The sequence below is a fragment of the Oligoflexus sp. genome (genome assembly GCF_035638955.1).
Classification (GTDB): domain Bacteria; phylum Bdellovibrionota_B; class Oligoflexia; order Oligoflexales; family Oligoflexaceae; genus Oligoflexus.
On sequence record NZ_DASQYZ010000185.1, the window covers coordinates 1 to 9351 of the forward strand.

8 protein-coding genes and 1 pseudogene are annotated in these 9351 nt (G+C 53.5%); 4 read left to right on the top strand and 5 right to left on the bottom strand.

The features are described from left to right. From VE954_RS17145 to VE954_RS17160, 4 genes and pseudogenes are all read right to left on the bottom strand, one after another. Positions 1-270: pseudogene (locus VE954_RS17145) on the bottom strand (hypothetical protein); the annotation flags it as partial. A 317-nt stretch (positions 271-587) separates the two neighbouring features. Next, positions 588-983 carry a hypothetical protein gene (locus VE954_RS17150; protein ID WP_324954935.1) on the bottom strand — a complete coding sequence of 132 codons (396 nt, stop codon included), beginning with the start codon at positions 981-983 and terminating at the stop codon, positions 588-590. A 248-nt stretch (positions 984-1231) separates the two neighbouring features. Next, positions 1232-1960, bottom strand: a complete 729-nt coding sequence (locus VE954_RS17155; RefSeq protein ID WP_324954937.1) for a ferritin-like domain-containing protein — start codon at positions 1958-1960, stop codon at positions 1232-1234. Beyond that, positions 1957-2661: a hypothetical protein gene (locus VE954_RS17160; protein WP_324954939.1), complete on the bottom strand. Its 705-nt coding sequence runs from the start codon at positions 2659-2661 to the stop codon at positions 1957-1959. Before VE954_RS17160 ends, VE954_RS17155 begins: the two co-directional genes overlap by 4 nt. Positions 2662-3138: 477 nt before the next feature. Between VE954_RS17160 and VE954_RS17165 the strand changes: the two genes are divergently transcribed. The 4 genes from VE954_RS17165 to VE954_RS17180 all read left to right on the top strand — a co-directional run bounded on the left by VE954_RS17165 (position 3139) and on the right by VE954_RS17180 (position 8597). Continuing rightward, a complete protein-coding gene (locus VE954_RS17165; protein ID WP_324954941.1) occupies positions 3139-4137 on the top strand; it encodes a YihY/virulence factor BrkB family protein in 999 nt (332 codons plus the stop codon). 47 nt (positions 4138-4184) lie between these two features. Beyond that, on the top strand, positions 4185-5183 hold the full coding sequence (locus VE954_RS17170) for an alpha/beta hydrolase (protein ID WP_324954943.1): 999 nt from the start codon (positions 4185-4187) through the stop codon (positions 5181-5183). A gap of 180 nt (positions 5184-5363) precedes the next feature. Continuing rightward, positions 5364-7424 (top strand): amidohydrolase family protein, encoded by a 2061-nt coding sequence (locus tag VE954_RS17175; protein ID WP_324954945.1) that lies wholly within the window; start codon positions 5364-5366, stop codon positions 7422-7424. A gap of 141 nt (positions 7425-7565) precedes the next feature. Then, the gene (locus VE954_RS17180) at positions 7566-8597 is read left to right on the top strand and encodes a glycoside hydrolase family 43 protein (RefSeq protein ID WP_324954948.1); all 1032 of its coding nucleotides are present in this window, start codon (positions 7566-7568) and stop codon (positions 8595-8597) included. Between the two features lies 1 nt (position 8598). Here the strand turns inward: VE954_RS17180 and VE954_RS17185 are convergent, their stop codons facing one another. Next, the gene (locus tag VE954_RS17185; RefSeq protein ID WP_324954949.1) at positions 8599-9189 is read right to left on the bottom strand and encodes a hypothetical protein; all 591 of its coding nucleotides are present in this window, start codon (positions 9187-9189) and stop codon (positions 8599-8601) included. Between the last annotated feature and the right edge of the window lie 162 nt (positions 9190-9351).

Below are 9351 nucleotides of genomic sequence, written 5' to 3' on the forward strand. Positions count from 1 at the left end.
GGAAATAGCGGCAAACTCACTCAAACCATGGTCCAGACGAAGCTGAGCGAAGTCCGCCTTCCGCCTCGGATCAGTTTTAGGCAGAAGAACAGTGACCTTGTATTCCCGACTCTGTTTCATCCGCGCCAGGCTGCTGAGCAGTTTTCCCAGCACCGCGTTGTAGAGCTTCCTTCCATGCTCCTCGGACTGCCGAAGCGAACGAAAGTCATCCGGAGATGAAACAATCTCTGTCTCGAACACAAAGGTTTTCGTTGTGGATCTTGCCAACATAACCTCCAGCCAAACAAATGTATGGATGCCAGAAGCATTTGGCAAGAGGAAAACAAAGAATCTCCGATGATGGGAGATAGCCAGGTCCTCTGACCTCCAGCCAAAGATTTCTGCTTCCTCGTCGACTCGGGAAAGCTTATGGCTGGAGTACGCCGGACGTTTGATCGAATTCATCACTTTCATCAGGATCGTTGGACGAGCTTGCCAGTTTTGTGCATGAAGTGAATGGCACACGTAATATTCAAGATTCCTATCGTATTCTTCAATGAAAGGCCGGGTTCGGGCCCCAGCCTTGGCATTCCTATTCCAACCAGACTTTATCGCGTGCGCGGGGCAGTGGTCGGGTCGTTGGTTCCGGTTCCGTTGGGCGCCAGGTTATTGGTGCGTGGGACACACACCATCTGATTGCCCTGCTGGACCAATTCCTGATTCGCCGGACAGGTGATCACCTCGGCAGTGGGTGCCTGTCGGGTTCCATTAGGAGTGGGAATCGGATCGGTTGCCCCAGGTAAAGGATTGACCGTGCCTGGCAACGGCGGGTTGGTCCTGGAAATCGGATTGCTGGTATTCGGTATGGTCGTATTCGTATTTGGAACACCTGTATTATTGGTGCCCGGGACTGATGTGGGGTCGCTATGGGTTTGACCCAACAAGGGACTGGAGAGGCCAAAAACAAGACAGGCCATGATGGGTATTTTTCGGAATGCTGGCATGATATATCCTCCTTTGCATGGTGATTTTTTCACTGCAATTTTTCGCCCACATGAAGCAGGAAGAGGATTTCCATGAATGCTGAGCATTTCGTTGCCATGCATCCGCGGCTTTCCGAAGAGACAAGCGGAGTTCTCAACTCTGGAAATTAACTTGAAAGAAGATGGGCGGATGAGTCGATGTGAGTTCGCTGGATTCGTTTCCGGCAAACAACCCAACCGCTGAGTGAGTTACGTTGAGGCGCCAGACTTCAATGGAGAAGTTGCGCATCATTAAGTGTCAGCCTGTGGACGATCGCTCGTATGTCCGCAAGATGGCGTAATTCTGTAGCCTGTGCGGCTTCGAATGCCGTCACCTCTTCCTTCATGCCCATCGAATCGGCGAGCTTAATCAGCAGGGGCCACTCCGCATTGTCGGTCAGCTCGGCGACGAGGATCGCTTGGAACGAGTGTTGAACCGAAGTACGCGGATCGGCGATCACTTTGAGCGGGCCCATCGACATGACGGCGTGAACATCGGCCGAAGGGCTCATCGCTGTCGGATCGGCTCCGAGTTTCCGCATTGTTTGGGCGACCAGCCTGAAGTGGTGAAGTTCGTCGTCCCGAATCGCCCGGATCTGGTCCAGTGATATACCGTCAGCAGCGGCGTTGCGCTCGGTGCACTTGTTGATGAGCAGATCATAGAGGCGAACGCCCGTCCGTTCGAAGGAAGCCCGTTCACTGAGCTTATCGATCAGCACCTGCATACGCTCGCCTTTGAGAGCGTGTATGGCGGCGCTGGCCATGCCTTTGATTTCCGTCGGAATCGGGACAGTCCCAATCGGCTCCGCCTCCCTAAGAAAAATTTCGCGGTAACTCAGCAAGGATCCCGAGTCCCCCTGTGACGACGGTGGAATCATGTCGCTGAGCATTTCCTTGGTCAGGAGCGGCGACGTGCTGATGCCTGTACGATTGAAGCCAAGATCGGTTGGATTCTTCATGGCAGTGCTCCTTGTGTCGACTGGGTTTGCGTGACGTCGACATGCGGATGCTTGATGTCGAGCCCATAGGCAAGCTCGGTTCCGGGCATGAAAATGTAGCCGGCGGCAACGACTTGCGATGGCGAGCCGTCCCGATTAACCTGCTCACGGTACCTGAGCGACAGCGCCGACTCTTCGTGGAGTGGAACAAATTCAGTTCCATTGGTTCTGAGATTGATCTCATTGCGAAGGACGTCGCGGATGAATTCCCGCTGCGGCGCGTAAGGTATCGGTGCCGACAGCGTCTCTGGAAGGATTTCGGCGGGATCACGCCTTTCATGCGTCTTGAACAACTCGGCAACGAAGGCCAGCTGACCGAGTTCATAATCGAGCATGCGCTGCCAGATGCTGGCGATTCTGGGATTGGTCTCCGATTCAACGCAGCTGTAATAGTTATAGACTTCGCAGGCTTCATGCAGCAGCCACTGCTCGAGCAGGGTCTGATTGGGGTCGAGCATGGACTCGTAATGGGTCACATGCTGCTCTTCAATCGAAGCGATCTCCGCATACAGCTGTCGACCGATAGGATCGGGGTAGGTCGGCCCCACGTTCATATAATAGTCGCGAACCTGGTTCTCCGCCGAGTCATTAAAATAACTCGTACGCGCGTAAACGCGTCGTCGTTGAGTTTGCTGATGGGATTTTGAACCAGCTCTTTCCATGTGAAGACCTGCGATTCAAGCGGTACACCGCGGGTCTTGAGTAAATCTAAGCTCATGATGTTCTCCAAATTGCATTTCATTCACTTTGGTGAATCTTGTGCTGCAATTTGCGGGCCCTGCCGGGATTGTGTCCCCTATGCTCAAGGTTATGTCACCTACGGAGAGATTGAGTTGGTGCTCTTGCGGGTCTGGGACCAGGATCGATCTCGCCTGACTGAACACAGTATCCAATAGTTCCTCCACTGATTCATGGCGGAAACGTTGGGAGAAGGCTGCATCGCGGCTGAATGAAGCCTGTTTGTCGATTTATGCTTTGCATGCGACATGGGTAATGACCACGATTACGGGGAGCGATATTGGAATAAATATCGCAAGAGTGAAAATTGATGGCTTATGAAGAGAGAGAGCCAGATCAGGCTACACCTCAAGCATACGAAAATTTGCAGCCAATAAACTCCCCTGATAAAGGGCCTGTCGATGGATCAAACAGCACCTTTTCCAGCCGGTTCCCGCGATCAGCCTCCTCATGAAGACAAGCAGAAAAATTATCCCCATGCGGACTCGCCTGTCCAGCTGCCCTGGAAAGATTGGAAGGAAATACTCAAGAGAGTTAAGGACGAAGTCGCTGCCGATCGCATCGGATTAATTGCGGCCGCCGTGGCCTACTATGCGATGTTTGCCATATTTCCTTTGCTGATCGCCACTGTGTCAATCTACGGAATCTTTGCGGATCCAGCCGACGTCCAGCGTCAGATCGAAACCATGTCGCGCTTTATTCCAAAGGATGCGTTAAGTGTCATTGGCGACCAGCTCAGCGCTATTGTCAAAAACTCCTCGGACAGTCTCGGACTTGGTGCCATCTTCAGCATCCTGCTCGCTCTGTGGACCGGCTCCAAAGGCACGAAGGTTCTCATGGAGGCCATGAATATCGCCTATGATGAGAAAGAGAAGCGAAGCTTCATTCGATTCAATGGAGCGGCGCTCCTTCTGACTTTAGGTGCCGTCCTTACCACGGCCATGGCTGTCGGTACTATTGCAATTCTGCCTCACGTTTTGGATCTCATGGGATTGGGAGGCCTCAACCGCACCGTTCTTATTCTGCGCTGGCCCGCTCTGTTTTTTCTTTTCATGGCGGGGCTGGCTGTCTTCAATCGCTACGCACCCTCTCGCGACGAGCCGAAGTGGAGATGGGTTTCCATCGGCGCGGGGATCACCACTCTTCTCATTCTCCTGGCTTCCATCGGCTTCGCTTATTATGCCGAGAAATTCGGTGGCTATAACAAAACCTATGGAAGCCTTGCCGGTGTGATCGTCCTCTTGCTCTGGCTCTATATCGTTTCCTACGCTGTGCTGCTCGGCGTGGAACTCAACGCGGAGGTCGAACTCCAAACCACGGCGGATTCAACTCAAGGTCATGCCAAGCCTATGGGGCAAAGGGGTGCCGTCAAAGCCGATTCAACGCCTGCGACATCCTAAAGGGTCCGAAGTTGCTGCGAAAACCTAACAATCCTAGGAGAACTCAAATGCAAAACAGGAATCTCGTGCGTAAGGTCGCAATGGTCGGAGTCGCTGGTTCAGCTGGACTTCTCGCCGTCCGCTTTCTTTTCCCCAATATGGGCAAAAAGCGGCGAAGCTCCCCAATAGCCAAGGCAGTCCAGGAATTTCGTTCTGCCATCGGGGACTTTCTTTCTCTCTTGCCGAAAAATGCGGTCGACGGCTTTGAAACGGATGTCCATCAAGTGAAGGTCTATTCGCGTCTGTTGCGTCCCGAAGGCAACCATCATAAAGATCAGCTCCCGTTTATCCTGCTCGCCGGCGCCGGGCTGTCCGGACGTTACTTCATCCCGCTTGGCAAGCTCCTCAGCCAGCAGGCGATGGTTTACATACCTGATTACCCAGGATGTGGATGGAGCGGGAAACCCATGGATCCGCCCGGGGTCGGGGAGCTGGCGGAAACAATCCGGTCCTGGATGGATGCCAATGGCATTGATCGCGCCCACCTCGTCGGCAACTCGATGGGCAGTCAGGTCGCGGTTGAGCTCGCTTATCGGTATCCTAAGCGTGTTGGGAAGCTCGTCCTGACCTGCCCTTCCGTTGAGCCCATGTCGCGGACCCTTCCCAGGCAGTTTGGTCGTTTTCTGATCAATTTCCCCTTGGAACCGCTGACCATGCAGATGATCTACATGCTGGATTATACGCAAACCGGTTTTTTGCGGATGCTCCGCATGCTGCAGCGCATTTGCCGGGATCCAGTCGAAACGAAGCTGCCATACATCCAGGCGCCAGTTCTGGTCGTGCAAGGTTCACGGGACCTTGCCGTATCACAGGCATGGGCGGAAAAAGTTGCGTCTCTGCTGCCCAACAGCAGGCTTGAGCTTATTCCAGGCAAGGCGCACTGTGTGATGTATTCCGCGGCTGACCAAGTCGCCCAACTGACCCGCGACCTCATCCACAGCGAAGGCGCGGAGCCCGAGCAGCTCTTCATCGTCCAAGGGATTACCCAGCAGCAGGTGCTCGCTTAGGTCGAAAAGCTCAAAAAAGAAAATCCCCGGATCCATCAGAACCCGGGGGTTTTACGGTGCCACCCCAGACTGACCCCCTGAAAGACTCAAACACGCTGATAACCTCTGCAACAATTGACCTCTCCAACTTGTCTGGTAAGCTGCGATAACTTTTTGTCGCAAAACCTGCAGGAGGCACCCGTGCAGAGAAGCCTGGCATTCCTACCGTTGCTCATACTTTTCATCACGACACCTGGACTGGCCGCTGAACAATTCAGGTACACCATTATTTCCGACGGCGACAAGAAGTCGGGAGAAATGACGGTGGATCAGGGGGATGATGGTTGGACACGGACTTCCTATCACTACAAAAACAACGGCCGCGGCCCCGATCTGGCCGAGGAGTTCAAACTGGCAGCTGATGGCAGCTTCCAGGAGTATAAAGTCAAAGGAACTTCTACATTCGGCAGCGTGGTCGAAGAGCACTTTATCCGCCAAGGTTCAAAGGCTCAGTGGAAAAGTATGGCCGATTCGGGCGATCTTCAGGTCAAGGGTCCCGCATTCTATGCGCCCAACAGCAGCACGTTCGCGTCGACCTCAGCCTGGATCGCGGCGCTGGCACGCTACAAAAATGGCCTTCCTTTGATTCCATCGGGAACCTTACGGCAGTCGAAGTTGGATGAATTCACAGTGCAGGCTGGGACTCGAAAAGAACGCGTCCAACTTCTGGCGCTGGAAGGGCTGGGTTTGGCACCAAACTTTGTCTGGGCCACAACCGGGGTGAACCCGAGGCTTTTTGCGTCCATTTATCCTGGACAGTTTCGACTCGTTCCCGATAACTGGATCGCGGCTATTCCCCAACTGGAGCGGCGTCAAAATGCGGCCGAACATAAGTTTCTGTCCCAGCTTTCCAAACAGCTGAGCGAGCCACTTGTCGAGCTCAGCGTCATTCGCAATGCGCGCGTGTTCGACAGTGAAAAGGCCGAGCTGACTCCACCGTCGGATGTCTATTTTAAAAAGGGTCGTATCACGGCTGTCCTGCCGGCCGGTTCCGTCGCTCAGGAATCCACAGTTCAGATCGATGCGGCTGGTCAGGTTTTGCTGCCTGGCCTCTTCGATATGCATGCTCACATCGGTCCGTGGGACGGACGTCTGCACCTTGCCACAGGGGTGACGACGGTGCGCGACCTCGGCAACAGCAACGAAACTCTGCAGCAGCTCATCGGGGATGTCGAAAGTCAAAAGATCCTCGCACCCCAGATTATCCCCGCAGGTTTTCTGGAAGGCGAGAGCCCTTATTCGGCGCGCCTGGGTTTTCAAATCAAAACTCTGAAAGAAGCACAGGCGGCTATTGATTGGTATGCCCAGAATGGCTACCCCCAGCTGAAAATCTATAATTCCTTTCCCAAGGATATCCTGCGTGAAACCGTGACCTATGCGCACTCCCGAGGCATGCGCGTCAGCGGGCATGTGCCTGCGTTTTTGAAAGCCAGTGAGGTCGTCGAGCAGGGTTTCGATGAAATTCAGCATATCAATCAGCTGATGCTGAACTTTTTCGTCAAGCCCGACACGGACACCCGGACTCTGGATCGTTTCTACCTTGTCGCGGAAAAGGCCGCTGATCTTGACCTTGATTCCAAAGCAGTCCAGGACTTCATCGCGCTCCTGAAGATGCGGAAGACGGTCATTGATCCTACTTTGACGGCCTTCGACTTCATCCGACACCGCGAGGGAACTGTCCCAGAACCTTATAGCGCGGTTTTTGATCATTTACCGGCTGACGTGCAGCGAAACTTTCGGCAGGCCGATATGAAAATTCCGGATGATCAGGTGGCCGCCCGTTATGAAAAATCATTTCAAAAGATGCTGGATTTTGTCGCTCGCATGTACAAAGCCGGCATTCCTGTGGTGGCCGGAACGGACGGCATCGCTGGATTCACTTTGCAAAGTGAATTGGAACTTTATGTCAAAGCCGGCCTCACGCCAGCGCAGGCCCTGCAGATCGCGACAAGAAATGGCGCCATCTACAGCCGCGCTGAAGACAGAGGCGTCATTGCTCCTGGGAAGCGTGCTGACCTTGTTTTGATTGACGGCGACCCGACTCGGGATATCGGTGATCTGCGCAAGGTTTCACTCGTGATCAGCCAGGAGAAGGTGATGAGACCCGACCTTCTGTATCGCAGCATGGGCATCAAGCCGTTTGATGCCAAGGTTCCTCAAGTCATACGGCCGGCTCCTGGATCAAAGATAACCAGGCACTAGGTGGTCTGGGCCTCTCGCTCCCTATAAAAAACTGGCTTTGTTAACGGTCCATAGGGGATCACTCAAAAATCTCTAGGCCTTGCTACATATTTATTGCTATGCTCGAGCCGCCAATCAGCTGGAATATTTTGAGGTGGGCCTATGCTGCAAACGAGGCGCCTTGTTCGATCCTTATTATCCATTTTTGTCTGTCTTGCCCCTTTCGGATGTGTGACGTCGTTCCAACGTGCAGCGCATGAGAGGCCTGTCGGCTATTTTACAAACCCTCTCGTCCAAGCCGACTGGCCCGATCCTGGCATTTTAGCTGTCAAGGATAAGGCCGAAAATCGGATCATTTATTACCTTGTCTCCACAGGCGGCACGTTTCCTATCAAACGCTCGACCAATCTTATTCATTGGCAGCCGACCGGGGCCGAACTGATGCCCGAGGGAAAACCCGCCTGGGCACCGGATGGTTTTCGCAACTGGGCGCCTGAGATTCATAAGATTGGCAATCGTTATGTGGCTTATTATACCGCTTCCGCCCACGCGCCTGACGCCAAACGTCCCGATCCCTTGGCCATAGGAACGGCCTGGTCGGATCATATCCTTGGTCCTTATCATCATCTCGACCAGCCTTTGGTTCCCGCAGGCGAATATGGAACAATCGATCCCACGCTTTTGAGCGACAACGGCCGGCTCTATCTCTATTGGAAAACGGATGGCAACTGCTGCGGGGGCACAACCAATATTATGGCCCAGGAGCTCGAAGCGGATGGTCTCACGTTTAAAGCTGGATCCCAGCCGCAGGTGGTTCTGTCCAGTGATCTGGCTTGGGAGAATAATCTTATTGAAGCGCCCTGGCTTATTCGAAGGAATGAATGGATTTACCTGTTTTACAGTGCTTCCGCTTACGGGGTTGACTATAAAAATGGCATTGCTCGCGCCCGTTCGCCTTTAGGGCCATTTGAGAAAAAGCCCAGTCCCTTTCTGGTTGGTGATGATATATTCCGCGCGCCCGGACATGGTTCCGTGTTGAATGTCGGAAATTCCAAGAATTTTGTATTCCTGCATCACGCCTTTCATAGCTGGGATGCCCGATCTCTAACCTTGACACCACTCAGCTGGCAGGATGGTTGGCCTTATGTCGAGGCAAGCGTACCGCGCTACGGAACTCTTGCCTACGACGATTGATTTACCTGGCCGTTGGATTCGAGGGAGTCAGAAATTTTTTGAGTCGATCCGGCACGCGAAGACTGTCGGGAGCGTTGTCGTTCATACAAGGCACTTCGATGCGGGACCGCAGATTCTGACCCTCGTCGGTATAGCCCCAAAGCTGGGTGATATCGAGTGTGATGGCGTCTTCCGCGACTGCAGCTTTAAATCCCAGCAGAGGCACGGGACTCAACACAGTCTTGTACTCATTCAGATCCTGAACATGATGTTCCACCCAAAGGGAAGGCGTGCGTTGAGACATGATGTCGTCGGCTGCTGCATGAATGTTCGCCGTCAGAGTTCCTTTGGAGGACTTGACCGCCGACCTGGGAATGACCAAATGCAGTTGTGGCGTGTTCAGAGCGAAGCTGTTAAAAACCAGCGTGCTGCCGTGAGTCACAGACAGCGGCGGCAGCTCCAGGTTACTGCCGGTGATGCTGATCTCCAAGGTGTCCTTGGTTTCCACGGCACGGGCATAGTTATAGCCGAAAGTCCCGTCCCAGCATGTTTTATCAGCCAGCGCAGCATTCGAAAGACTCAGAAGGCCCAATACGGCGACGAAATTTTTCATCACCCCTCAGATCAAGGTTACCCGGTGCTTTAGCTCCGGGAGGAATTGAGCTTGAGCTATCTCCCATTATCGGAGATTGATTCGAAAGTTTTTTGTTGACCGTAAATTAGTATGGGTTTAACCTCCAGGCACTTGTGAATCCATGGATTGGAACGCCGATGC